The following is a 23,492-nucleotide window of genomic DNA, read 5'->3' as shown; positions in this document are numbered from 1 at the left end:
ATAGCGCCATCAAATACGTTATCCAGCATCAACAACACCCGGGCCCAGGCGTTTTATCAGCGCGTCGGATCGATCGCGCTCGGCCTGCATTTTTATCGCGATCTACCTGAGGAAGAAACAGATGAAACTGTTGCACATTAAAGTCAGTCCCGATTTGGCTGGATCGGCATCGCGCGCCGCGTCTGCACGTCTGGTGGAGAAACTGCGCACGCAGCATGTCGATCTTGAAGAAACGGTGCTGGATCTGGCGCAACAGCCGTTGCCGCATCTTGATGCTTTTACTATCGGCGCTTTTTTTACCCAGCCGGCGTTACGTAATGAAGCACAGCTCGCTGCGATACAGAACTCAGAACAGCTGGTGGATCAGCTGTTTGCCTGCGACACCCTGATTATCTCATCACCGATGTGGAACCTTGGCCTGCCGTCAGTGCTGAAAGCCTGGTTCGATCATATTACCCGTGCCGGACGCACGTTCGCCTTTACGCCAGAGGGAACCAAGGTTGGGCTGGTCAGCGGCAAAAAGGTGTACTGCATCGTCGCCAGCGGCAGCGTATTTGCCCACGGGCCCTTTGTGCAGGACGACCAGTTCACACCGTATATCCGCGTGGCGCTTGAATACATCGGCATTACCAACGTGCAGTTTATTCGCGTGGATGGCACGCACGATCCCGTCAGCCGCGCTAGCGCTTTACCCCATGCATTGCAAACCATCGACCGCTTATTTTAAAAGAGGAAAACATCATGTCATCACGTGTGAACCATTTCAAAACTATCCCTGCACTGGCAAAAACCCTGGGCGATGCTTCCATGGCGTTAGGTAAAGCCTCGCTGGATAAAAAACTCAAGCATCTGATGGATATTCGAGCTTCACAGCTGAATCACTGTGCGTTCTGCCTGGATATGCATGTTAAAGAGGCGAAACTGCACGGGGAGCGTGAATTGCGCCTTTATCATGTAGCGATTTGGCGCGAATCACCGTTATTCAGCGCCAAAGAGAAAGCGGCACTGGCGCTGACCGAAGCCCTGACCCACATCGGCGATCAGGGTGTGAGTGAAGCACTGTACAACGAACTGCGCGAACACTTCTCTGAAGTGGAGATTTCAGAGCTGACCTTTAGCATTGCGGTGATCAACGCCTGGAATCGTCTGCAAATATTGTCACAAATGGCACCGGGCGCGCTGGATAGTGCTTACGGCCTGGATCGTGCCGACTTGCGTTAATTTTTTACCGCCAGTAGCGCAGGCTGCTGGCGACCATATTCGCCTATGCTGCCTGAGGCGATAGTGAGATTTCCCCCACAGGCCAGCATGCATGAAAGGCACCTCTCAAAGACGGCGCTTATGGCTGCTCAGTTGCGAGCAGAGCGATGCCACAACAAAAGAGCGGTAGCCCTGTTCAGCCCCGTTAAAAAAACTCTCTTCTATACTCTGTTACGTTCAGTGAACTATGCCGCTGCACTTCGCGCTACGTTGGCTTTTTAATCATTGCCTTGCGCGAAAAACATCCGCATAAACCCACCGATACGCCATAGTTATTAATTGTTCATTTTCGTAGGGGACTTCCTGGTATGTTGCAATCTCAACCCTCACGCCTGGGCACTTTACTGCTGCTGCTGGCAGCCGTGATCGGCTTCGCGGTGGCTTTATACGCGTGGCTGACGCCACTCACCGGCGTTACCGGCACTATCGGCGCGCTGGGTGTGGCCATCGCCAGCGCAGTACTGGCGCTACTGACCTTTATTTTACGTGGCGCATCCCGTCGCGGTGCCCGTATTTTCTGGATTATTGTCACGCTTGTGGTGTTGTGCGGGATTGGTTTTGCCGCCGCGCTGCTGCATCAGTACATCATTACGGCAGCCATGGTGGTCGGCCTGATTGGTCTGATTGCGCTGAGCAGCAATTCCGTTCGTCATCATCATCGCGTCAACGCCTGAGGAACCGCCCGTGCATAATGATAAATACGCTCCATTAATGAAAGTCAGCTTCACGGCGCTGGCGCTGCTGGTTACCCCGCTGACGCTGCAGGCCCAGGACAAAGCGGCTGAAGCCTCTATGGGTACGCAGGAAAAACTCAACGTAGATGCGGCCAATCAACAAGAGTCAGGAACCACTAAAACCACTGGCGATGCATCAACTGGCAAGAATGACGGAAAGAAAGTTGAATCTGCCAGTAATCCAGGGACATCACTGGTGCCATCTTCTGCCACCTGGGACAGCTTTCATGGTCAGCTTAACGCTCAAAAATATAGCCCGCTGAAACAGATCACCACTGATAACGTCAGCAAATTAACGAAAGTTTGGGAATTTCATACCGGCGATGTCTCGGATGGCAAAGGTGACACTCCCGCCACCGTCTGGTCCGCAACGCCTGTTTTTGCCAACGAGACGCTCTATATCGGTACACCTTTTGATCGCCTGATTGCGCTGGATCCCGGTACAGGAAAAGAGAAATGGCACTATGACACTAAATCCTCGCGCAAAGCGTTAACGCAACCGGTACTGAAAAACCGTGGCGTCTCATACTGGCAGGCGAAAAACCCGGTCGCCGGGCAAGCATGTCAGAAGATCGTCTATATGGGTACCGTCGATGGCAAGCTCTTTGCGCTGGACGCCGATTCAGGTAAGCCGTGCAGTGACTTTGCTGACAATGGCGTGCTGAATCTCAATCAGTGGAACACGGTTAACGCCAAATACCCGCTATCTGTGCTGCAGCCGCCAACCGTAGTCGGCAACCATCTGCTGGTGGGCTGGGCTGGCAAGGACTGGGCTTATGCTGAAGCGCCTCCGGGCACCGTGTTTTCAATCAATGCGCAGACCGGCGAGCGTGAATGGACGTTTGAAGCCATTCCGGCAGAAATCCGCAAACGCACCGGTACAGCCAATGTCTGGACACATATGTCTGCCGATGAGGCGCATGGCCTGGTTTATCTGCCGGTCTCATCCCCGTCTCCCAACTACTGGGGCGGTAACCGTGTCGATTCTATTCCGCTCGGCACCTCTACCACCGCGCTGGACATCAATACCGGTAAAGTGGTCTGGTCTCGCCAGTGGGTGCATCACGACGTGTGGGATTACGATATTAACTCTGCACCGACGCTGATGGATATCACCGTAAACGGCAAACAGATCCCGGCACTGATTCAGGCTACCAAGCAGGGCTTTTTGTTTGTAGTGAACCGTCTAACGGGTGAGGATGTCTGGCCTATTGAAGAGCGTCCTGTACCGCAGGGCGATGGTTCGGTGCAGGGTGAAGTTCTTTCGCCAACGCAGCCATTCCCGACTAAACCAGCGCCGCTGCTCGATCAGTCGAAAAAACCGGAAATCTGGAAACTGGCGGATATTGTGGGTGCCGGCCAGTGTTCACGACTGTGGGATAAGCTGTCTTATGAAGGTATGTACACGCCGCCAACCACGAAAGGCGAGGGGACGCTAACCTATCCAGACAGTGCCGGGGGCGTCCAGTGGGGCGGTGTGGCATACGATCCACAAAAACAGATTGCGATCGTCAACACCTCACACATTGTGCAGTATGTGAAGCTCTACAGCCGCGAAGATTACGAAAAAGCGGATAATGGTTCCGGCAACGAAAGCGGTTTTGCTGCACAGGAAGGCGCCCCTTACGGGATGCGTCTGATGGTGGCGAATAACTGGCTTGGCATGCCGTGCTGGCAGCCGCCATTTGGTGAAATCGTGGCGCTGGATATGCATACGGGTGACGTGAAGTGGCGTCGTCCAATTGGCGCATCGCAGCAGTATGGCTTCTTTATGCCGGAAAGCTGGGGCTCACCAACCATCGGCGGCCCGGCAGTGACGGCGGGCGGCGTGATCTTTATCGGCGCCTCAATGGATGCCAAAGTTCGCGCCTACTCAGTGGATAATGGTGAAGAGCTGTGGTCCGATCAGGTTGAAGCACCTGCGGTAGCGAATCCGTCGGTCTATGAGTATAAAGGCCGCCAGTATGTGGCGTTCGTCGCGGGTGGTAATACTATTCTGAAGGATCAGGTGGGCGACCAGGTGGTGGTTTACGCTCTGCCTGAGTAGTCGTTAATAAGGTTATCAATGAGAACTGCGTGGGGCCTTAGCGCCCCATTTTTTATACCCGTTCAGGCTTTTTAATCTACCCGGTCTGGCGCAAGCCCTGTCATCGCGCCTTCCCATTCTGCACAGGGTTGTATAACTCCGCCTCCATTCGCTGACTCGCTGCCGGTTGCCAGACCAGAAGCAGTCACCGCCCCTTCCATGATTGCTCGCCGAGAGTACCTTTTGAAGACTGAGTACGTTTAAATACGTTTTGGGCGCGTTGCGAAGAAGACCACTGCTGCACCGACAGCGACAATGAGCGTATCTTCAATCAGGCCACTCCTGGTCTGTCCCATCCCTGCCATAGCCTTTTTGCGTGCCGCAAGCGTGGCATAGGCAAGTGGCACAGCGGCAGAGATAGCGATCGCTGCCCCGGTTTTTTCTTCTCCGCTGGGTGCCAACGCGGCGCCCGCAATCCCTGCACTGGCCACGCGTGCTGACAAGCCCAAAAACACGGTGCGGTCTGGCGCTGACTTCATCTTGTCGCCAAATAGTTCACCTACACCCATCGCTAACGCGCCGTATTTGAATAGCGGACGGTCCAGCAGCAGGAGACTGCCCGATGTGTCGCGCCCGGCAACACGTGCTGCAGCGAGGGACGCCATCGGCGTCATGGAACGGCAGCTGGCGACAAGGCCAATTAAGGCAGAATAAACAAACTTAGTTATTTTCATTAATTATCTCCCGGATAAGTAAGAGTTTTTATTCTTTAAGCTTTGTTAGGGTGTAAGCCAGAGACACTCTGTTTAATTAACGCATTTACACGGTCACGTTATTTAAACGCTTTTCCTTTGAACGCTGGGTTGCATCTTGCAATGCCATAAAGATTTTTGCAGCCGATGCGTGTCTTAGTTTGTCCGCAGAATGAAAATGTTGACTACGGCGCGGCCTTCGCAAATGACCACTGTAATAGTCAGTATAGATAAACGGCTTGAGACAGCAGAAATGACGGAAGTGTGAGGCTGAAAAATGCGGACCGCATTTAATTGCCGAGCCAAACCTCATCGATAATCATCTGGGAGTATGGCCGTCAAGACGCGCGGCTACGTATTTACTCCATTAACTGGCATTACTGTTCACCAGGAAGAACTCATGCCGAACGTCCGCTTTTCGCTCACAGCGGACACAGGCCTGCGTGTCAGTCCGCTTTGTGCCAAAAGCGGACCTTGCTTATTGTAAAAAGCAGAATGCTGGCAGGCTTATTTAGACGACAATTTACTGCGCTTAAGCTTTGCCTGTCGGATGTACTACTGCAGTATGCCCTGTCTTGTCAGTTAATCCCGATAAAACCGCCAGAATCAGCGCTATCACAGAAAGTATCGCTCCCGCCCAGTTAGGCGCCTGAAGACCAAAGCCGGCGGCTATAACCGCACCGCCCAGCCAGGCACCGACGGCATTGCCGAGATTGAAAAGACCGATATTAACGGCAGCGGCCAGCGTTGGCGCGCCGGCTGTCCGCGCTTTATCCATGACCAGTTTCTGGATGGGAGACACGGTCGCAAACCCGAAAGCCGCCATCAGGAAAATACAGACTGCCGACATAACCTGACTGTGGGCGGTGAAGTTAAATACCAGCAAAACGACGGCCTGAGCGGCCAGTGTCACATAAAGCATTGGCATTAGCGCGCGATCGGCATATCTGCCGCCCAGCTGGTTGCCGACAAACAGCCTCAGACCAAACAGCAACATCAGCCATGCCAGGCTACTTTCACTGTACCCTGCCAGCTCGGTCATCATGGGTGCGATATAGGTAATTGAGGTAAAAAATGCGCCCGGTCCGAAGACCGTGATGCCCATTGCCAGCAGAACGTTAATGTTGCGGAAGGCATTAAACTCATGCGCAAAATTATGGTTGTCCGGACGGGGCTGATGCGGGATGAGCATACCGATGCTGACAACCGTAATGGCGCCGATCGCGGCAATGGCCATAAAGGCTTCCCGCCATGAGAGATGCTGTCCAATCCAGGTGCCGGCGGGAACCCCGATAAGGTTCGCCACGGTCAGCCCCATAAACATAAAGGCAATCGCTCTGACGCGCCTGGACGGCGCGACCATATCTGCGGCAATAATCGAACCGATGCCAAAAAAGGCGCCGTGGGTCATGGACGTGATAATCCTGCCAAGAATAGCAATGCCCAGCTTCGGCGCAAAGGCCGTGACGAGGTTACCCGCCACAAACAACAGCATCAGAAAAACCAGCATGGCTTTACGGGGGACTTTTGAGCCAAGAATAATCAGGGCCGGCGCGCCGACAAAAACGCCCAGGGCATAGGCCGTCGCCAGGTTTCCGGCCACGGGAATAGTGACGCTGAAATCAGCGGCAATAACGGGAAGCAGGCCGGCAATGATGAATTCAGTGGTTCCGATACCGAATGCACCAATCGCCAGCGCCCAGAGAGCAAATGGCATAACAAATATCCTGTCAGTTAAATATGATTGTGTCTGAACTGCGCATGGCACCGGCCGGCTTCCGTTAAAAGACCGGTGCGGTACTTATTGGCAGCAGCGAGACGTGCAGAATATAAGTTTGCCGAAAGTTGATAAATACCCCTGAAATCGCCTGAGTGATGACAAAAACTCTACCTCAGCGCGCCAAAATATCCCTCGCCGGCCTTCCTGAGCAGCTCATCGACGATAAGCCTGACTTTGGGGATCAGGTGTCTTGTGCGGGGCCAGACGACATTAAGCTCGACCGGAACGGGCATATGATCGGGCATAACGGCAACAAGGCTGCCTTCATCAATATGGTTATTCACCATCGATTCCGGAAACTGAGCAATCCCGGCTCCCGCCAGACAGGCCTGAAGCATGGCGTCTCCGTCGCTTATCTGGTGCGCCGAGCCAGAGATAAACTTTATCTCCCGCTCCCCGGCCGGTCGCAGTCGCCAGGCAAGAGGCGCCCCGCCTCGATAGCCCATAATGCAGCAGTGCTTTTTCAGCGCATCAATATCGCCGGGCTGGCCGTGCCGCTCAATATACGCGGGAGACGCGCACAGCATGAGGCGCTGCCGGCTCAGGCGACGCGCAATCAGCTCATCGGTGTTCTGCAGATCGCCCAGACGCAGTACCAGGTCCACACCTTCTTCTACCGGGTCGATCAGCCGATCATTAAAGGTCAGCGCCAGGCGCAGAGCCGGATAACGGGACATCACGTCAAGCAGCACCGGCATCATCAGATTGCGTCCGAATGATGCCGGCATGTCTATACGGACCGTTCCGGCGGGGTTGTCCTGGAGCCTGCTGAGCGTATTTTCAGCTGAATCCAGTATCTCCAGCGCAGACAGACAGCTGATGAAATAAGCCTCACCATCACTGGTCAGGCTCAGCTTACGGGTTGAACGGTGAAACAGCCGCGTTCCCAGCCTTTCCTCAAGTCGCGCCACGCTTTTTCCGACGGCCGATTTTGTGATGCCCAGCTGCTCTGCAGCTTCAGTAAAGCTGCTCGACCTGGCCGTCGTGACAAAAGTTGTAATTCCCCGCAGGGATTCAGCGGTAAACCCGGTAGACATAAAGTTGACTCTCTGACGACTCATAGTGCGTTTATTGATGTCTAATTCTATACCAGGCTTAAGTCAGTTCGTAAAAAAAGCTCCGGCATTTGCCGGAATATACGTTTTAAAAACACAGGGAGCAGTCATGTCACAGGCAAAACCGCTGAAATTTGTCTCACTGCTGGGTAGTCTTCGCACGGGTTCTTTTAACGCCGTTGTGGCCCGCAATCTGGATCTGCTGGCGCCGGAAGGTGTGGACGTCAGCGCACTTAGCTCTGTCAGAGATATCCCCCACTATGACGCAGATCTGCAGGCTCAGGGCTTCCCTGAAACAGTTGTGGAAATGGGAAAAGCGATAGCGGCAGCGGACGGTCTGGTTATCGTCACGCCTGAATATAACTATTCCGTGCCGGGCGCGATGAAGAACGCGCTGGACTGGCTTTCACGTCTGCCGGACACCCCTGTCGCCGGTAAGCCCGTTGCCATACTCACGGCGTCACCTGGTGCCATAGGCGGTGCGCGGGCGCAGTATCACCTTCGCCAGATTCTGGTCTTTCTGGATGGCAGAGTGCTTAACAAGCCGGAGGTCATGATTGGACAGGCGCCGTCCCGGCTTGACCCGGAAACCGGCAGCATAACGGATGCGGACACCCGCAGCCTGATTACGGCTCAGCTCAGTGCGCTCGCGGAAATGGCGGGCAGGCAGGGCTGATTTTTAACGTCACACATATCTGTAAAACCACAGGGAGAAAATTATGTCTACCGACATTATTCGCGGTATGGACCACGTCGGCATTACCGTTTCCGATATTGATGAGGCCACCCGCTTCTTTTCTGAGGCTTTTGGCGCCGAAGTTATTTATGACTCCGTCTCGCCGTCAGATGACGACGTAAAAGGCGAAGATACGGAAAGCATTCTGAATCTGTTCCCGGGCACGAAAATTACCACGGTCAGAATGATGAAGCTGAAGCACGGTCCGGGACTGGAGCTGTTTGAAATGAAGGGCCCGGAGCAAAGTCAGCCCGTACGCCCCAGCGATTTCGGCCTGCAGCATTTTGCCGTATACGTTGATGACATTAATGAAGCCGTCAGCCTTTTCGAACGGGCCGGCGGTAAAATGTTTACCTCTCCCCAGCCCCTGATGTTTCCGACCGAGGTCGGAGAGAATAACTTTTTCTGCTATGGCCGCACACCATGGGGCAGCGTGATTGAACTGATTTCTCTGCCCTCGAAGCTTCCGTATGAAGACCAGACCTCTCTTCGTCGCTGGAAACCTTAAAGTGTTCTGGTGCGCCGTTCGTGGCGCGCCAGTCTGAATGCACCATCAGCTTTTTGCATAGAGTGCAGGCACTGATCGGGCTGAACAGACAGGAGCTGACCATGTAAGAAGCGGTACAGATATGTCAGGCCTGCAGCTTGTTTTGCGGGACGCTGTCTCTGGCTGTGTGAACCGGTGCGGAACTTATAGGATTTCAACGGCCGTGAGTTTTTTGCAAGTTTTCGGGAAAATATCAATCAGAAAACTGATTCAGAAGTTTTTTATGAGAAAACTAATCAGGCCTGCGCTGTAAAATTTTGTTTTCCAGTTTTCCTTACAGACTGGCTCATGCAACAAAATCAAAGATTTTTATTCCTTGCTGCTTTTACCGGGATGGTTTCTGTTCAGACAGGCGCGGCATTTGCCAGGACACTGTTTCCTGCTGTCGGCAGCGAAGGTATGGCAGCCCTACGGCTTGGCATATCTGCCATTATTTTGATGATGATGTTTCGCCCGTGGACATTACGTAAAACTGTTATTTCATGGGCTCATTGATGCTGTATGGCATCGTCCTTGTGTTCATGAATTTGCTGATTTACTGTGCTTTTGCCTATATCCCGGTCAGCATCGCCATATCAATTGAGGTCATGGGTCCCCTGGTTGCGGCCCTGCTGACATCAAGGCAGAAAGCGGACATTGACATATAGCTTACTGGGGTAGTTCACCTGCTTTTTATAAGAGGAGACAGTGTTTGGGAGATATGCAATGATGGCCAGCCAATTTCTTGATTAATTTCGCCACCATGCCCTCTGTGCCCTTTCCTGCATTAACGCTGTTGACCTTAACGCTGTTGCTGGTGCGGGCGCTGTTTCCCGCGAATCAACGTCATCGCGGCACGATCTGTTTCCTGGTTGCCTGCATTCTTCTTATTACCGTCAGCACGCTGCGCTGGGAATATAATCTCGCCTTGCTGAGGCATCTTCAGCCGATCCTGGCGATGCTTTTGCCGCCTGTTGTCTGGCACAGCTTTATCTCCATGGCCTCAGTCAACAGGCAACGCTATTTAATACAGCTGCTGGCGCCGGCGACGCTCTCTTTTTGCATCAGAATCGTGTGGCCCGCCTCGACCGACTGGCTTCTGATACTGCTGTTTACCGGGTACGGGTGTAGCCTGCTTAGCCTTGCCCGGCAGGGAGAGCGCCGGTTGACCTCGTGTCGGCTGGGCCAACTGGAGCAAACGAAAAGAATGGCTTTTCTGGCGGGATGTTTCCTGTGCCTCTCCGCCATTACCGATCTGCTGATCCTGTTTGATTTCGGGATGACGGGCGGTGAACTCGCGCCGGCCATTATCGTAGTTGCACAGACAATGCTGTTGCCCTTGATTGGCGCGGCGATCCTGGCTGCCGGAAAACGCGTGGATCTGGCTGATATCGGCGCAAAAGTTGCCCCGGCGCGTCCTGTTGTCGCAGAGGATGAGGCGGTCATCACCTTCAAAGCTCTAGAAAAAAAGGTGCGGGATAGCCAGCTTTACCTTAACCCCGACCTGACACTTGCGCTTTTGGCCAGGAAAACGGGGATACCCGCTCGCCAGCTTTCCGGTTCGGTTAACGCGGTCAGCCAGGGAAATCTCTCTCAGTGGATAAACGGTTTCCGTATCGAAAGGGCAAAGGCGTTGCTGGTAAGCACCACGTTGCCCGTTACGGAAATCATGCTGGAGTCTGGATTCACCACAAAATCGAATTTTAATCGCGAGTTTCAACGCGTTGTTGGCGCTCTCCGACGGCTTTCCGTCAGCAGCAGCGGATAGTTTAGCGACGCGTTCAGAAATGCGCTGATTTTACCTGCCAGTTCCTGATGCAGGTCGATTCTGTTAAACCCTTTCTGGTCGCGGCAGACAATGCCGTCGCCCGGCGATTCTTTATTAAGCAGTGTTTCCGCACCCGTTTTGCATAGCTGGATAAAGCTGAAATGCGTTGCCCCGGCGATGATGCCATACTCTCTCCACTGCGGTTTTATCCAGGCGGCCAGATAACCAGATTCTTGCGCCGCCGGCAGCCTGATTACATTATCTCCCTGCGCGGCAAGGATCAGAACGGGTATATCTATCTGGCGCAAACTCTGCTGAGTAAAACCCGGCGCTAAGCCCAAATCGAGCGAAACAATGGCGTTAATCCTTGCGTCCCGGTAATTTGCCGATAGCTTCTTGCGCGTCAGATCCGAATTAATTCCCAGCTTTTCGATTAACACGCAATCACTCCGCTGTGGCCGTGACTGGCAGTCATCTATAAATTGCCTTGCGTCAAATTGCGTGCCAGCCAGCGAGAGTACGGTCCAGCCGCCGAGTGAATGACCTAAAGCGGCAATACGGCTATTATCGGTTTCGCCAAATAGCTGGGGAGAACCAGTAACAAAATCGATAATTCGGCTAATATCCAGCGGACGCTGCCACAGCTTTCTCGCTTCATCCGGGTTCTGATTAAAGGTGGTGGTGCCGGGATGATCGGGGGCAGCCACAATATAACCCTGCATAGCCATAATCTGCGCAAGCCAGGATAAATTTCGCCAGCTGCCATTGTAACCGTGCGAGATAACCAAAATAGGGTGTCGCCCCTGCGCAGGCGACGCATCGCGAATAACGGACACGCCCTCAAAAGCGGAATTGTCTCCCGCCTTTTCAATCTTGCCCGGCGTCGCCGAGGGATACCATACTGCCAGCTTCAACGTCCTTTCCTGACGATCGGTAAGCTCGAGCTGCCGAAAGCCGGGATAAGCATTGACCTCCATGGCGAAAAGCAAAAGCAAAAGAAACCCTGATTTGATAAACATATGACTGCACTCCTCGGATGAATGAGTGAGTATTCATAATAGAAATCCGCAATGGCCGCGTCCTGGAACAGGATTCAGGTCGTCCTGAAAGGCGTAATCAAAGTGCATATCCCTTTATTGGCCGCGACGCGATGGCGGTAAACGCTGCAAATGCGGTTACATCATGCGATCGGCTAACAAGAGAAGATGCGCCAGCGGCCTCGTTGTTCGCTATAGTTGACGCTGTCCTGTATCAGTAGCGCATTATCATGGACAGTGAGCGGCGCATTGTTTTTGCGCGGCGGCAGGCTATGCCGTACTCAGTAAATTTCTACAGGAGACCATTATGCAAGAGGCACTGAAGCTTGAGACGAGGCTTATTGAGGCAATAATTCGTTCAGACTGCGAATCGCTTAACGCTCTCATCGCAGATTCGCTGATATTCATCAATCACGTCGGGCAACGGGTCACGAAAACAGAGGATTTGGCAATGCACGCTTCTGGCCAGATTCATATTGAGGCTGTGACGCGTGAATCGTTTGACGCCTGCGAATACAGTGGCTGTCTGGTTGTAAATACATGTTTGTCAGTTACTGGCACCTACGCCGGTCAGAGCGCGAATGGCCGGTTCCATTACTTACGCACCTGGGCGAAGACGGATAAAGGGTGGCAGGTTGTTGGTGTGAAAAGCTCCGCTGCTTGAAAGGGTAAGAGGTAAACGCTGACATAGTTTGCTGATACCCGAGTAAAATGAATTTATCGCTTCTGTATTTAAGATTCGTTAAAGCCTGACAATTCGATTTGAAGATGGTCATAATGTCCGCTCCTCGCTCCTCGCTCCTCGCTCCTCGCTCATAGCGGACGTCAGCCTGCGTATTAGTCAACTCTGTGCCAGATGCGGGTGTTAAACATCATGGTGTGCGAATCAACCGGAATCAATCCAGTAGCGGTTTGCGGGTTTCTTTCGCCGGCTCTGGCTTGAGTTTTTCAACGGGAATACTGCACATGCTTTCAGCCATTATGCCAATGAGGGAATCTTTCGGGAAAGTTTCCCATTGGCCTACATCCAGATCGGCATGTATAAGATCGCCTTCCGCGAAGGGTTCGGAAAACAGCGTACGCCCCATAACGGCACGCTGATTTTTGTCGCAGTTAATCACATCGATTGCCCGGGAACTGGAAACGTAGACGGCTGGATTTTCCATAATCAGTGTCCGCTTCGCGTAGTTATTGATGAAATAAAACCGGCGCAGGTGGCTGTTACCCTGGTAAGTTGAAATCACCCTGGCATCGATATACGAAGTTACTCCATCATGTTCGAGAATTTTTATTAAACCAGCCGGGGCTTTGGCAGATGTTTGCGGCAGTGGCGTGCTGTTTCCGGCACAGCCCGTCAGCATAAGTAATGCCAGCCATGTCAGCTTTTTCATTTGGCTACCCCGCCGGTCAAATCAGGTCGTAATGGCGCGAGCATGTCAGGCGTTACATTTCCCTGAATTGAACAGAGCAATAATGTCCCTTCTTTGCCTTTGCTGAGCATTAACAGCTTTTCAGTGCTTTCTTTTGCCGGAGCAATACCCGAAACAGCCTGCGCATTTTTTTCCCAGCCGCTTTTTGGGTCTGTTTTAATCATCGCCTGAGAGATGTAATCGTCTCCGGCCTTGATCCAGGTAATATGATCAAGCCTGGACATAACCTCTTCAGGGGATTCTTTGAAAATCAGCCCCCAGTAATAGTACTTACCGTAATTGATTTCACTGAGGTTGCTGGTCTGCAGAAAATATCCTGCTAACGTCAGATTCAATTCATTCAGAGGCTGGGCAAACCAGACGGTGCCATTACCGTCAGCCGGCGCTTTGAACCAGGCATGAGAGTGCCGGTCAACCGTTAAAGGCGCTATGCGGCTGAGTGTGGTTCGCTGATGATAAATCTCACTGAAAAATGTTGTGTCGCAATGCGTCAGGCTTTGCGTCAACGTGTTGGCGTAAACAGGTAACGTTGCCCCTGTCATTCCCAACATGAGTCCAATACTGCTGATAATTTTACGCATGTAATATCCCTATAATAAAAAAGACGCTTTTTTATCGGCGCGCTGCGATGAGACTTTACGTTTTTTCTAACTTTTTTATCAGGCACGTTAAAAAAACGTCAGTAGTGAAGGGCAAATCTGTTAACGCACGGCAGGCAGACAGTAAAACGGCGAGGATTTGCCTCGCCGTTCTGGATTAGCTGACCGTCATCTGGCGGTCATCCACATACTTCCGCTGGTCCGGCGGCGGCGGGAAATATTGATAAAGCCAGGTTTCGCTCAGCGTCTCATCTTTGGTACGCAGGAACATGCGCATATCGACCGGATCGGTTGAGTCGCTGGTGGGATACCAGTCAAACAGGATGCGATAGCCGTTCAGCGGCTCAACGTAGAGAATTTCCACCTGTTTAAGGGTGCCTGCCGAGACGGTAATAACCGGCTCAATGCCTTTCGCCGCTGCATTTTTCAGATCGCCACCGACAAAATCAACGGCGAAGCGACGACACCAGACATCGGGGAAATGTTCGCCCGGCGCCCAGCCTTCCGGGAAACCGCCGATGCCGGAACGGGTGGCTTCGACGCGCGCCAGCTCGCTACGCACCGGCGGCAGGCCGCTCCAGTAGAGCTTGTACTGGAAAGAGAGTTCGCTGCCCGCTTTTACCGGCTGCTCCGGCTGCCAGAAGCAGACCACATTATCCAGCGTTTCGCCGGTGGTCGGGATCTCCATCAGGTTGATAGCGCCTTTGCCCCATTTTCCGACCGGCTCGACCCACAAGCTGGGGCGTTTGTCATACCAGCCGATGACATCCTGATAATCTTCAAAATCGTGGTTCAACTGCAGCAGGCCGAAACCGCGCGGGTTTTCATCGTCATAAGCGTTAAACTGCAGCTTACGCGGGTTATTCAGCGGACGGGCGATCCATTCACCTTTGCCGGTCCACATCGCCAGGCGATCGGAGTCGTGGATCTGTGGGTGATAGGTGTTGCACATGCGGCGTTCGCTGTTGCCGCAGCTGAACATACTGGTCATTGGCGCGATGCCGAGCTGACGAATATCCTTGCGCGCATAAAGATGGTTCTCAACCTCCATCACCACGCGCTTCGGCTCACAGTGGATAATAAATTTATAGGCGCCGGTCAGGCTGGCGCCGTCGAGTAGCGCGTAAACGGTAAAGGTGGTGTCATCTGCTTTTGGCGTCTCAAACCAGAAGGCGACGAAATCGGGGAACTCCTCCTGGCCATTGCTGAAGGTATTGACCGCTACGCCGCGTGCCGACAACCCGTACTGATAGGTTTCATCGACGGCGCGGAAATAGCTGGCGCCGAGGAACGACACAATATCGCGGCGCGCCAGTTCCGGCTGTTTAAACGCGCGGAAACCGGCGAAGCCGAGATCGGTTTTACCTTCCAGCTGTTTGGTATCGACGCTGGTATTCTGATAGTTGAACAGCTCCGGGCGGAAGTGAATCTCACGCGCTTCGCGGCTGCTTTTATCTACCGAAAACATGCGGATACGGCGCTTAAATCCCATGCCGACGTGGAAAAACTGCACGTCCAGCTGGCGGTTATCGATACCGCTCCAGAGTGAATGATTGGCATCATACTGAATGGCGTTATAGGCCTGCGGCGTCATGGTCGCCAGCGTATCCGGTAGCGGGCCAGGCGCGCCGCTCCAGGGCTTTTGCGCCAGCGCGGCCGCTTTTTTCTTCAGCACTTCGAAGTCGAAGCGCGTCGCGGTACCGTCTGCGATGCCATCGTCAGCCCAGGCAGACTGCGCAAATAGCGTGGATAAGCCGGACATCCCGCTAACGGCAGCGAAAGCCATTGAGGTTTTCATAAACATTCTTCGATTCATGCCAGAAACGATTCCCTTGTGCTGAATGAGTTTATAGTGGCCGAGCATCTGCCCCCTTTGCCTGTGCAGGTGCGCTCCAGGGGTACAGTCAGCTACGACAGAGGGTAGCGCTAAAAATTCGGTACGCAGGAAATTTATCAGATTAATCATATAAACCAATGGATTTCCACGCGGCGTTATCAGTTAATTCCTGGCGGCCTGTGCGGGCAGGTGTGTAAAAAGTGTCTATAGTTACTGAACATAGATGTTATTCACACGGAGGAAGAAAATGGCTGTATCAACTGACCCGCAAGACAAGCGCGATCCGCTGTTAACGGATGAGCCTAAAGTAACCGGTGAACCGCAGGAAACGCGTCTGGATGACGACCTGACGCTGCTGACTGAAACGCTGGAAGAAGTATTGAAATCCTCCGGCGATCCGGCCGATCAAAAGTATATCGAGCTGAAAGCCAAGGCTGAACAGGCGCTGCATGATGTGAAGACCCGCGTTAGCGCGGCGTCGGATTCTTACTACTATCGTGCGAAACAGGTTGCCTGCCGCGCCGACGATTACGTGCATGAGAAACCGTGGCAGGGTATCGGCGTCGGCGCAGCCGCTGGCCTGATCCTGGGCCTGCTACTGGCTCGCCGCTAAGCGTCAGCTGGCTCGTTGCCCAACCATCTTTGGCCGCTTTTTGAGGCCGGTTGTTGGCGATAAGCATGGTTTGTTACGCGGCGGCGCGTTTTTGACTGTCACAGCCTCTGGCCGCCTGGTCAGAGGCTGGTTTATTTTCTTAACATAGCGCTTCTTTCTTGTCACCGGCGCTGGTGACAACCCGCCGTAAACGCCGACAAAACGTTATCCGAACTGTTCTGCGTCAAAATCCCGGCCCCTCTCCCTTTTACACTAGCTACCTCTTTTTGATTATGGGGGTGTTCGTGTATTCGCTTCCTGCCGCCTGTGCCGCGTTGCTCGCTCAGCTAACGCAAATTAATAGTCCCGCAGCGGGCTATCGCGCGCTTACCGTTCCCCTTGAATCTGGACAGGACTCACTGGCCTGGCTCAGCGCCCAGCCGCACCGGCCTCAGCTCTGGTGGCAGCATCGCAATGGTCGCGAGCAGGTCGCGCTGTGCGGCGCCGTTCAGCGCTACAGCACGCTGCATCAGGCTGAGCTGGCGAGTCGGCATTTACCCGCTAACTGGCGTATCTGGGGTGCCAATCGCTTTGAGGCAGCCAACAGCTTTTTCTTTTTGCCGCGTCTGATGTGGCGTCGCGATCGCAGCGGCGAACGACTGACGTTGTTTATCGCCAGCGACCTTAGCCTGCGTGAAGATGCGCTGGCCGCCGCCCGTTTTCTGCGTGACCTGTTGCCCTCCAGACCTTTGCCCACCATGCAGGGAACCTTACAACAGCGTCTGCGTCAGCCGGAGGCGCCTGAATGGCGCCGGCGCGTCGCAACGGCGCTGGCGGATATCGCCGCCGGAGAGATAGAAAAGGTGGTACTGGCGCGCACGATGGATCTGGTCTGGGATCGTCCGCTTCCACCGGAGGCGCTGCTGGCGGCCAGCCGCCGCGCCAATCCTCACAGCTATCAAATTATGCTGCGCTTTGATAACGACAGCGCGTTGGTCTGCGCCAGCCCGGAGCGGCTCTGGCTGCGGCAGCAAAATACGCTGCTGACCGAGGCGCTGGCGGGCACCGTCGCGCGCGCCGCCGATCCGCTACACGCCCACCAGCAGGCGCAATGGCTGTTGGAGGATGCCAAAAACCGGCATGAAAACGCTCTGGTGATGGAGGATATCTGCCAGCGGCTGCAGGAGATTGTCAGTGGGCTGGAGGTGATGCCAGTTGATGTTGTCCGCCTGCGCAATCTGCAGCATTTACGCCGTCGTATTCGTGGCGAGCTGCGCAACCGCAGCGACGCGCGCTGTTTACAGCGTTTGCAGCCCACGGCGGCAGTAGCGGGCCTGCCGCGCGCAGCGGCGCGCGCCTTTTTGCAACGGCACGAAACGGCGGATCGCGACTGGTATGCCGGTTCTGTTGGTTTTATCTCACGTCAGAAAAGCGAATTTTGCGTCACGCTGCGCTGCGCGCTGTTCAAAGGCCAAAGCGTGCGGCTGTATGGCGGCGCGGGCATTGTCGCCGGTTCCGATGCAACGCTGGAATGGCAGGAGACGGAAAACAAAATGGCGGCGCTTGCCGCGCTGCTGCCGTGCTGAACTGGTTACACGCCATCACGATTTTGGGGGAAAGATGTCAGCGAGTTTTAACCGCCGCTGGGCGCAGGTAATTATTGCCGCCCTGACGCGCCACCAGGTGCGTCATATCTGTATTGCGCCAGGCTCGCGCTCCGCGCCGCTGACGCTGGCCGCAGCCGCTGAACCGGCGTTGACCTGCCATACCCATTTTGATGAGCGCGGGCTGGGTTTTCTGGCGCTGGGGCTGGCAAAGGCGGCGGCCGCGCCGGTAGCGTTGATCGTCACCTCCGGTACCGCTGTCGCCAATTTACTGCCAGCGGTTATCGAAGCGCAGCTGACCGGCGAACGGCTGATTGTTCTCAGCGCCGATCGCCCGCCAGAACTGATTAACTGCGGCGCGAACCAGGCGATTACCCAGCCGGGCATCTTCTCCCATTTTGCGCGCCGCTGCGATCTGCCGCGACCGACGCCGGAGATCGCCGCCCGCTGGCTGGCAGCGACGCTGGATGAGGCGATCGCCGCCACGCGCACAGGCGCGCTGCACGTTAACTGTCCTTTTGCCGAGCCGTTATATGGGCCGGAAGACGATGAGTGGCGCGAATGGCTGGCGCCGCTGGCAGCGAGTCCACAGGAGACACCCTGGGTTACGCACAGCGCACCCGTCTGGCAGGCGCAGCAGAACGACTGGCCCGCCTGGCGACAAAAGCGCGGCGTGGTGGTGGCGGGCAAAATGAGCGCGGACGAGGGCGCGGCGGTGGCGCAGTGGGCGGCTACGCTTGGCTGGCCGGTGCTGGCGGATATCCAGTCGCAAACCGGTCAGCCGCTGCCCTGTGTGGATCTGTGGCTCAACAGCCCACGGGCGCAGAGCTTACTGCAACAGGCGGAGCTGGTAGTGCAGTTTGGCGCCCGGCTGACGGGTAAAAGGCTGCTGCAATGGCAGCAGCAGGCGCGCCCGCAGCAGTGGTGGCTGATCGATGCGCTGCCGGGGCGCAGCGATCCGGCCAGTCAGCCGGGCCGCCGTATCCTTAGCTCTGTCGGCAGTTGGCTGCAGGCGCATCCGGCAGAACATTTTCCCGCCTGGGCGCCGGAGCTGGAGACGTTGGCACAAGCGATGCAGCATCAGGTCAGCGAATTGACTGCCGATGAGCCGGAGGCGCAGCTGGCGCACCGGCTGGCGTCCTTACTGCCGGAGAACGGACAGTTGTTTTTAGGCAATAGCCTGCTGGTGCGGTTGATTGACGCGATGGCCCAACTGCCGGCGGGCTATCCGGTTTACGCCAATCGCGGCGCCAGCGGCATCGATGGCCTGATTGCCACTCTGACCGGATTGCAGCGCGCGCAGCCGCGTCCCACGCTGGCGCTGCTCGGTGATATCTCCGCGCTGTACGATTTGAACAGCCTGGCGCTGCTGCGTCAGGTGCCCGCGCCGCTGATGCTGGTGGTAGTGAACAATAATGGCGGGCGTATTTTTTCGCTGCTGCCCACGCCGCCGCGCGAGCGGGAACGATTTTTTACGCTGCCGCAGGCGGTCAGCTTTGCGCCAGCGGCGGAGATGTTCGGCCTCGATTATGTGTCAGCCTCACGCTGGGAAGCGTTACAGCAAGCGGTGGAGCAGGGGTTTGCTCAACGCCGCGCCACGCTGGTGGAGTTTTGCGTGCCGCCTGATCGCGGGGCAGAAACCTTTGCCCGCCTGGTGGCGCTGGGAGCGACGCTGTGATCCTGCATGCCCGCTGGCAGGGCCACCATCGCAGCAGCAAGCCGACGCTGGTCTGGCTGCACGGCTTTCTCGGATCGATGACAGACTGGCAGCCAGTGCAACAGGCGTTTATCGACTGGCCGATGTTAAGCATCGATCTGCCTGGTCACGGCGGTTCCCGCGAGCAGCGCGTCAGCGGTTTCGCCGAGCTGAGCGAGCGGCTGAGCGCCACGCTGCGCCACCATCAAATCAATCACTACTGGCTGATCGGCTATTCGCTCGGCGGTCGCGTAGCGATGTATTACGCCTGCCGCGCCGCGCTGCCGGGTCTTTGCGGTCTGATAGTGGAGGCGGGGCACCCCGGGCTGACGGATGAGGCGCAACGCCAGGCGCGCCGGGCCAGCGATCGCCTGTGGAGCAGCCGCTTTCGCGATCTGCCGCTCAGTAGCGTGCTGGAAGCCTGGTACCGTCAGCCGCTGTTTAGCGACCTGACCGGGCAGCAGCGTAACGAGTTGATTGATTGCCGCAGCGCCGGTCACGGCCCGTCGCTGGCGGCAATGCTGTGCGCTACTTCATTGAGCCAGCAGCCCAATTTGCTGCCGGAACTGCATCAGCTTGCCGTGCCATTTAATTATCTGTGTGGCGAATGGGATAGCCGGTTTATCGCGCTGGCGACGGCGTCCCGTTTGCCGCTGCAAACCATTCCGGGCGCCGGGCACAATGCCCATCGCGCCAACCCTGTCGCCTTTAGCGATCGCCTGACGCAGCTGCTGCGTCAGCCTGTGTGAAACCCGAGAACCTTATGCTTTATCCCGATCAACAACGGCTTACCGCTCCTGTCGAATGGCACGATTGCAGCGGCGATTTTGTTGATATTCGCTATCACAAATCGCCGGAAGGCATCGCCAAAATCACCATTAACCGCCCTCAGGTGCGCAACGCGTTTCGCCCGCTGACCGTGCAGGAGATGATGCTGGCGTTACAGGACGCGCGCTATGATGAAGGCATCGGCGTAATTATTCTTACCGGCGCAGGCGAGCTGGCCTTTTGCGCGGGCGGCGATCAAAAGGTACGCGGCGACTATGGTGGTTATCAGGACGAGGGCGGCGTGCATCATCTGAACGTTCTCGATTTCCAGCGCCAGATCCGCAACTGTCCGAAGCCGGTGGTAGCGATGGTGGCGGGCTACGCGGTAGGCGGCGGTCATGTACTGCATATGCTGTGCGATCTCACTATCGCGGCCGATAACGCCCGTTTCGGGCAAACCGGCCCGAAAGTTGGCTCCTTTGACGGCGGCTGGGGCGCCTCCTATATGGCGCGCATTGTCGGTCAGAAAAAGGCGCGCGAGATCTGGTTTTTATGCCGCATGTACGATGCGCAACAGGCGCTGGAAATGGGGCTGGTCAATACCGTGGTGCCGCTGGCAAGGCTTGAGCAGGAAACGGTGCAGTGGTGCCGCGAAATGCTGCACAACAGCCCGATGGCGCTGCGCTGTCTGAAGGCGGCGCTGAATGCCGACTGCGACGGACAGGCGGGGCTGCAGGAGCTGGCCGGCAACGCCACCATGCTGTTTTATATGACGGAAGAAGGGCAGGAAGGGCGCAACGCCTTTAATCAGAAACGTCAGCCTGACTTCAGCCAGTTCCGGCGTAATCCCTGATGCGCCAGGCAAAACTCTGGCGCTATGCCATCCCGATGGAGAGCGGCGTGGTGCTGCGCGACCGTCGCCTGACGCAGCGGGAAGGATTGATAGTGCTGCTTCAGCAGGAGGATCGGCAGGGCTGGGGCGAAATCGCGCCGTTGCCGGGCTTCAGCGGTGAAACGCTGGAACAGGCTCAGCAGGCCTGTGAAAGCTGGCTAACCGCGTGGCTGGCCGGTCAGCCGGTCAGCGACAGTCTGCTGCCGTCGGCGGCGTTCGGCCTGAGCTGCGCCAGTGCCGAGCTGGCGGACGAACTGCCGCAGACGGGCAGCTGGCAGAGCGCGCCGCTCTGTCATGGCGACCCGGATGCGCTGCTGTTGCAGCTACAAAACGTCCCCTGCGCCAAAATAAAAGTTGGCCTCTGTGAAGCGGCGCGCGACAGCTTGCAGATTAGTCTGCTGCTGGAGGCGCTGCCCGATTTGCAGCTGCGACTGGACGCCAACCGCAGCTGGACGCCGGAAAAGGCGCGACAGTTCGCTCGTCGTCTGTCGCCAGCGCAGCGCGCGCGCATCGCCTTTATTGAAGAACCCTGCCGTACGCCTGCCGAAAGCCTGGATTTTGCTGCCGAAACCGGCATTGCTATCGCCTGGGATGAAAGCCTGCGTCAGCCGGGATTTACGCTTCAGCCGCAGCCGGAACTGGCGGCGATCGTCATCAAACCGACCCTGACCGGCAGTCTCGCCCGTATCCAGCGACTGATCGACGAGGCGCAGCGGCTGGGATTACAGACGGTTATCAGCTCGGCGCTGGAGTCGAGCCTCGGCCTGACGCAACTGGCGCGTCTGGCGCACTGGCTGACGCCGCAGTCGCTGCCGGGGTTGGACACCTTAACGCTGATGCGTCAACAACTGCTGCGGCGCTGGCCCGGCTGTGAATTACCGCTACAGGAACAGACAGAATGGACGCGAGTTTTTTAAATGATTTTCCATGGCGCGCCCAGGCGCAGGCGACACCTGAAGCCATTGCGCTACGGGCAGGCGGCGAGCAGCTAAGCTGGCGGGCGCTGACGCAGCGGCTGGATCGGCTGTGCGCTGGTTTCCAGCAGCAGGGAATAAAGACGGATGCGCTGGTCGCGCTGCGCGGTAAAAACAGCCTGTCGCTGCTGCTGGCGTGGCTGGCGTTGTTGCAGGCGGGCGCGCGCGTCTTACCGCTAAATCCCCAGCTGCCGCCCGCCACGCTGCAGCCGCTACTGCATGCGCTGGCGCCCGATTTTATGCTGAATCTGGCGGAGCCGCTGACACCAGAATTTACCACCAGCCAGACGGTCTCCTCGATCAACCAGAAGATCCCGCCGATAGTGTTGCTCAGCGCCGCCGACGAGCCGCAGATGGCCTGGCGGCCTGCAGCGATCGCTACCCTCACGCTGACGTCCGGCTCTGGCGGCCTGCCGAAGGCGGCGGCGCATACCTTTCAGGCCTTACTGCTCAGCGCGGCGGGCGTCAATCAGCTGATGGATTTCAACGCGGCGGAGAGCTGGCTGCTTTCGCTGCCGCTCTGTCATGTGTCCGGCCAGGGCATCGTCTGGCGCTGGCTGCTGGCGGGCGCCTGTCTGGTTTTACCGACCACTGAGCTGGCGCAGGCGCTTGATGAGTGTAGCTTCACTTCGCTGGTGCCCACGCAGCTGTGGCGTTTGCTCAAGCTGCCGCAGCGGCCTGCCGGACTGAAGGCGGTGCTGCTCGGCGGCGCGTTTATTGCGCCGGAGCTGGTGGCGCGCGCAGAAGCGGCGGGCATCCGCTGCTGGTGTGGTTACGGCATGACGGAAAGCGCTGCCACGGTTTGCGGCAAACGGGCCGACGGCAAACCGGGCGTCGGGCGGCCGCTGGCCGGGCGTGAAGTACGGCTGGTTGATAATGAAATCTGGATCCGTAGCGCCGCCTTAGCCAGCGGCTACTGGCGTAACGGCCAGCTGTGGCCCTTAACCGATGAAAACGGCTGGCTTGCTACGCGCGATGTGGGGCGCTGGCACGATGGCGAACTACAGGTGCTGGGCAGAAAAGATAATCTGTTCTTCAGCGGCGGCGAGGCGGTACAGCCTGAAGCTATTGAAAGCCTGCTGTTACAGCATCCCGCCGTGATACAGGCGTTTGTTCTGCCGCAGACTGATGAGGAGTGGGGCGCCAGGCCGGTGGCGCTGCTGGCGCTGGCTGCTGGCTGGCAACTGGAAAGCGTCGCCAGTTGGGCGCAACCGCAGCTGGCTAACTTTCAGCGGCCGCACCGCTGGCTGTTGCTGCCGGAGGATCTTAACCAGGGCGGTATTAAGTTATCGCGCCAGCGGCTGGCGCAGTGGCTGCAGGCGCAAAGTCACGCAACGGCCCCGGAGAGCGCTAACTTGTCGGCTTCCTGAGTGCAAAGCAGAAAGGATCACATCAGGAAGCAGGTGAAGTGCTAAGGTTTTTGTCA

At 56.3% G+C, this 23,492-nt stretch carries 23 protein-coding genes; 16 read left to right on the top strand and 7 right to left on the bottom strand.

All coding sequences use genetic code 11. The features are described 5' to 3' along the window. Nucleotides 1-121: 121 nt before the first annotated feature. The 4 genes from P3C52_RS03745 to P3C52_RS03730 all read left to right on the top strand — a co-directional run bounded on the left by P3C52_RS03745 (nt 122) and on the right by P3C52_RS03730 (nt 4,041). A complete protein-coding gene (locus P3C52_RS03745; protein WP_275553869.1) occupies nt 122-727 on the top strand; it encodes an NAD(P)H-dependent oxidoreductase in 606 nt (201 codons plus the stop codon). Between the two features lie 14 nt (nt 728-741). After that, on the top strand, nt 742-1,221 hold the full coding sequence (locus P3C52_RS03740) for a carboxymuconolactone decarboxylase family protein (protein ID WP_275553868.1): 480 nt from the start codon (nt 742-744) through the stop codon (nt 1,219-1,221). A 347-nt stretch (nt 1,222-1,568) separates the two neighbouring features. Then, the gene (locus tag P3C52_RS03735) at nt 1,569-1,934 is read left to right on the top strand and encodes a hypothetical protein (RefSeq protein ID WP_275553867.1); all 366 of its coding nucleotides are present in this window, start codon (nt 1,569-1,571) and stop codon (nt 1,932-1,934) included. 10 nt (nt 1,935-1,944) lie between these two features. Then, nucleotides 1,945-4,041 carry a pyrroloquinoline quinone-dependent dehydrogenase gene (locus P3C52_RS03730; protein WP_275553866.1) on the top strand — a complete coding sequence of 699 codons (2,097 nt, stop codon included), beginning with the start codon at nt 1,945-1,947 and terminating at the stop codon, nt 4,039-4,041. A 239-nt stretch (nt 4,042-4,280) separates the two neighbouring features. On the opposite strand, the gene P3C52_RS03725 is transcribed toward P3C52_RS03730, so the two are convergent. From P3C52_RS03725 to P3C52_RS03715, 3 genes are all read right to left on the bottom strand, one after another. Next, entirely contained in the window at nt 4,281-4,754 is a 474-nt protein-coding gene (locus tag P3C52_RS03725) for a hypothetical protein (protein WP_275553865.1), read from the bottom strand. 550 nt (nt 4,755-5,304) lie between these two features. Beyond that, nucleotides 5,305-6,489 carry an MFS transporter gene (locus P3C52_RS03720; RefSeq protein WP_275553864.1) on the bottom strand — a complete coding sequence of 395 codons (1,185 nt, stop codon included), beginning with the start codon at nt 6,487-6,489 and terminating at the stop codon, nt 5,305-5,307. A gap of 170 nt (nt 6,490-6,659) precedes the next feature. Further along, nucleotides 6,660-7,589 carry a LysR family transcriptional regulator gene (locus tag P3C52_RS03715; protein WP_275553863.1) on the bottom strand — a complete coding sequence of 310 codons (930 nt, stop codon included), beginning with the start codon at nt 7,587-7,589 and terminating at the stop codon, nt 6,660-6,662. A gap of 127 nt (nt 7,590-7,716) precedes the next feature. On the opposite strand from P3C52_RS03715, the gene P3C52_RS03710 reads away from it, so the two are divergent. From P3C52_RS03710 to P3C52_RS03695, 4 genes are all read left to right on the top strand, one after another. Further along, on the top strand, nt 7,717-8,283 hold the full coding sequence (locus P3C52_RS03710; protein ID WP_275553862.1) for an NADPH-dependent FMN reductase: 567 nt from the start codon (nt 7,717-7,719) through the stop codon (nt 8,281-8,283). A gap of 43 nt (nt 8,284-8,326) precedes the next feature. After that, the gene (locus P3C52_RS03705; protein ID WP_275553861.1) at nt 8,327-8,851 is read left to right on the top strand and encodes a VOC family protein; all 525 of its coding nucleotides are present in this window, start codon (nt 8,327-8,329) and stop codon (nt 8,849-8,851) included. Nucleotides 8,852-9,178: 327 nt separating this feature from the next. Continuing rightward, the gene (locus tag P3C52_RS03700) at nt 9,179-9,385 is read left to right on the top strand and encodes a hypothetical protein (RefSeq protein ID WP_275553860.1); all 207 of its coding nucleotides are present in this window, start codon (nt 9,179-9,181) and stop codon (nt 9,383-9,385) included. A gap of 229 nt (nt 9,386-9,614) precedes the next feature. Beyond that, on the top strand, nt 9,615-10,637 hold the full coding sequence (locus P3C52_RS03695) for an AraC family transcriptional regulator (RefSeq protein ID WP_275553859.1): 1,023 nt from the start codon (nt 9,615-9,617) through the stop codon (nt 10,635-10,637). Here P3C52_RS03695 and P3C52_RS03690 read toward each other — a convergent pair. Then, the gene (locus tag P3C52_RS03690; RefSeq protein ID WP_275553858.1) at nt 10,586-11,656 is read right to left on the bottom strand and encodes a prolyl oligopeptidase family serine peptidase; all 1,071 of its coding nucleotides are present in this window, start codon (nt 11,654-11,656) and stop codon (nt 10,586-10,588) included. The two genes, P3C52_RS03695 and P3C52_RS03690, sit on opposite strands and share 52 nt — an antisense overlap. A gap of 325 nt (nt 11,657-11,981) precedes the next feature. Here P3C52_RS03690 and P3C52_RS03685 point away from each other — a divergent pair, with 325 nt between their 5' ends. Next, nucleotides 11,982-12,338 carry a nuclear transport factor 2 family protein gene (locus P3C52_RS03685; RefSeq protein ID WP_275553857.1) on the top strand — a complete coding sequence of 119 codons (357 nt, stop codon included), beginning with the start codon at nt 11,982-11,984 and terminating at the stop codon, nt 12,336-12,338. A 232-nt stretch (nt 12,339-12,570) separates the two neighbouring features. On the opposite strand, the gene P3C52_RS03680 is transcribed toward P3C52_RS03685, so the two are convergent. The 3 genes from P3C52_RS03680 to P3C52_RS03670 form a co-directional block, all read right to left on the bottom strand. Then, on the bottom strand, nt 12,571-13,065 hold the full coding sequence (locus tag P3C52_RS03680) for a surface-adhesin E family protein (protein ID WP_275553856.1): 495 nt from the start codon (nt 13,063-13,065) through the stop codon (nt 12,571-12,573). After that, nucleotides 13,062-13,685 (bottom strand): hypothetical protein, encoded by a 624-nt coding sequence (locus P3C52_RS03675; RefSeq protein WP_275553855.1) that lies wholly within the window; start codon nt 13,683-13,685, stop codon nt 13,062-13,064. Before P3C52_RS03675 ends, P3C52_RS03680 begins: the two co-directional genes overlap by 4 nt. A gap of 175 nt (nt 13,686-13,860) precedes the next feature. Continuing rightward, complete coding sequence (locus tag P3C52_RS03670) at nt 13,861-15,519, bottom strand: glucan biosynthesis protein (RefSeq protein ID WP_275553854.1); 1,659 nt, start codon at nt 15,517-15,519, stop codon at nt 13,861-13,863. Nucleotides 15,520-15,787: 268 nt separating this feature from the next. Between P3C52_RS03670 and elaB the strand changes: the two genes are divergently transcribed. The 7 genes from elaB to menE all read left to right on the top strand — a co-directional run bounded on the left by elaB (nt 15,788) and on the right by menE (nt 23,436). After that, nucleotides 15,788-16,153: a stress response protein ElaB gene (gene elaB / locus P3C52_RS03665; RefSeq protein ID WP_275553853.1), complete on the top strand. Its 366-nt coding sequence runs from the start codon at nt 15,788-15,790 to the stop codon at nt 16,151-16,153. Between the two features lie 284 nt (nt 16,154-16,437). After that, a complete protein-coding gene (locus P3C52_RS03660; RefSeq protein WP_275553852.1) occupies nt 16,438-17,718 on the top strand; it encodes an isochorismate synthase in 1,281 nt (426 codons plus the stop codon). 34 nt (nt 17,719-17,752) lie between these two features. Continuing rightward, the gene (gene menD / locus P3C52_RS03655) at nt 17,753-19,414 is read left to right on the top strand and encodes a 2-succinyl-5-enolpyruvyl-6-hydroxy-3-cyclohexene-1-carboxylic-acid synthase (protein ID WP_275553851.1); all 1,662 of its coding nucleotides are present in this window, start codon (nt 17,753-17,755) and stop codon (nt 19,412-19,414) included. 77 nt (nt 19,415-19,491) lie between these two features. Further along, the gene (menH, locus tag P3C52_RS03650; protein WP_343252006.1) at nt 19,492-20,181 is read left to right on the top strand and encodes a 2-succinyl-6-hydroxy-2,4-cyclohexadiene-1-carboxylate synthase; all 690 of its coding nucleotides are present in this window, start codon (nt 19,492-19,494) and stop codon (nt 20,179-20,181) included. Nucleotides 20,182-20,195: 14 nt separating this feature from the next. Then, a complete protein-coding gene (menB, locus tag P3C52_RS03645) occupies nt 20,196-21,053 on the top strand; it encodes a 1,4-dihydroxy-2-naphthoyl-CoA synthase (RefSeq protein WP_275553850.1) in 858 nt (285 codons plus the stop codon). Further along, complete coding sequence (gene menC, locus P3C52_RS03640) at nt 21,053-22,009, top strand: o-succinylbenzoate synthase (protein WP_275553849.1); 957 nt, start codon at nt 21,053-21,055, stop codon at nt 22,007-22,009. The genes menB and menC overlap by 1 nt, the downstream gene beginning before the upstream one ends. Beyond that, nucleotides 21,991-23,436 carry an o-succinylbenzoate--CoA ligase gene (gene menE, locus P3C52_RS03635; protein ID WP_275553848.1) on the top strand — a complete coding sequence of 482 codons (1,446 nt, stop codon included), beginning with the start codon at nt 21,991-21,993 and terminating at the stop codon, nt 23,434-23,436. Before menC ends, menE begins: the two co-directional genes overlap by 19 nt. Nucleotides 23,437-23,492: the final 56 nt, after the last annotated feature.

Source organism: Mixta sp. Marseille-Q2659, from assembly GCF_940807255.1.
GTDB lineage: Bacteria > Pseudomonadota > Gammaproteobacteria > Enterobacterales > Enterobacteriaceae > Mixta.
Note: the sequence above shows the minus strand (reverse complement) of the source record. Positions and strands in the feature narration are given on the sequence as shown.

What these genes read in the sequence shown, in the direction of transcription:
- menE (WP_275553848.1), top strand. Translation starts at nt 21,991, where the DNA reads ATGGACGCGAGTTTTTTAAATGATTTTCCATGGCGCGCCCAGGCGCAG.
- P3C52_RS03710 (WP_275553862.1), top strand. Translation starts at nt 7,717, where the DNA reads ATGTCACAGGCAAAACCGCTGAAATTTGTCTCACTGCTGGGTAGTCTT.
- menH (WP_343252006.1), top strand. Translation starts at nt 19,492, where the DNA reads ATGACAGACTGGCAGCCAGTGCAACAGGCGTTTATCGACTGGCCGATG.
- menB (WP_275553850.1), top strand. Translation starts at nt 20,196, where the DNA reads ATGCTTTATCCCGATCAACAACGGCTTACCGCTCCTGTCGAATGGCAC.
- P3C52_RS03725 (WP_275553865.1), bottom strand. Translation starts at nt 4,754, where the DNA reads ATGAAAATAACTAAGTTTGTTTATTCTGCCTTAATTGGCCTTGTCGCC.
- P3C52_RS03700 (WP_275553860.1), top strand. Translation starts at nt 9,179, where the DNA reads ATGCAACAAAATCAAAGATTTTTATTCCTTGCTGCTTTTACCGGGATG.
- P3C52_RS03690 (WP_275553858.1), bottom strand. Translation starts at nt 11,656, where the DNA reads ATGTTTATCAAATCAGGGTTTCTTTTGCTTTTGCTTTTCGCCATGGAG.
- elaB (WP_275553853.1), top strand. Translation starts at nt 15,788, where the DNA reads ATGGCTGTATCAACTGACCCGCAAGACAAGCGCGATCCGCTGTTAACG.
- P3C52_RS03670 (WP_275553854.1), bottom strand. Translation starts at nt 15,519, where the DNA reads ATGAATCGAAGAATGTTTATGAAAACCTCAATGGCTTTCGCTGCCGTT.
- P3C52_RS03675 (WP_275553855.1), bottom strand. Translation starts at nt 13,685, where the DNA reads ATGCGTAAAATTATCAGCAGTATTGGACTCATGTTGGGAATGACAGGG.
- P3C52_RS03720 (WP_275553864.1), bottom strand. Translation starts at nt 6,489, where the DNA reads ATGCCATTTGCTCTCTGGGCGCTGGCGATTGGTGCATTCGGTATCGGA.
- P3C52_RS03745 (WP_275553869.1), top strand. Translation starts at nt 122, where the DNA reads ATGAAACTGTTGCACATTAAAGTCAGTCCCGATTTGGCTGGATCGGCA.
- menD (WP_275553851.1), top strand. Translation starts at nt 17,753, where the DNA reads ATGTCAGCGAGTTTTAACCGCCGCTGGGCGCAGGTAATTATTGCCGCC.
- P3C52_RS03680 (WP_275553856.1), bottom strand. Translation starts at nt 13,065, where the DNA reads ATGAAAAAGCTGACATGGCTGGCATTACTTATGCTGACGGGCTGTGCC.
- P3C52_RS03740 (WP_275553868.1), top strand. Translation starts at nt 742, where the DNA reads ATGTCATCACGTGTGAACCATTTCAAAACTATCCCTGCACTGGCAAAA.
- P3C52_RS03735 (WP_275553867.1), top strand. Translation starts at nt 1,569, where the DNA reads ATGTTGCAATCTCAACCCTCACGCCTGGGCACTTTACTGCTGCTGCTG.
- P3C52_RS03705 (WP_275553861.1), top strand. Translation starts at nt 8,327, where the DNA reads ATGTCTACCGACATTATTCGCGGTATGGACCACGTCGGCATTACCGTT.
- P3C52_RS03685 (WP_275553857.1), top strand. Translation starts at nt 11,982, where the DNA reads ATGCAAGAGGCACTGAAGCTTGAGACGAGGCTTATTGAGGCAATAATT.
- P3C52_RS03715 (WP_275553863.1), bottom strand. Translation starts at nt 7,589, where the DNA reads ATGTCTACCGGGTTTACCGCTGAATCCCTGCGGGGAATTACAACTTTT.
- menC (WP_275553849.1), top strand. Translation starts at nt 21,053, where the DNA reads ATGCGCCAGGCAAAACTCTGGCGCTATGCCATCCCGATGGAGAGCGGC.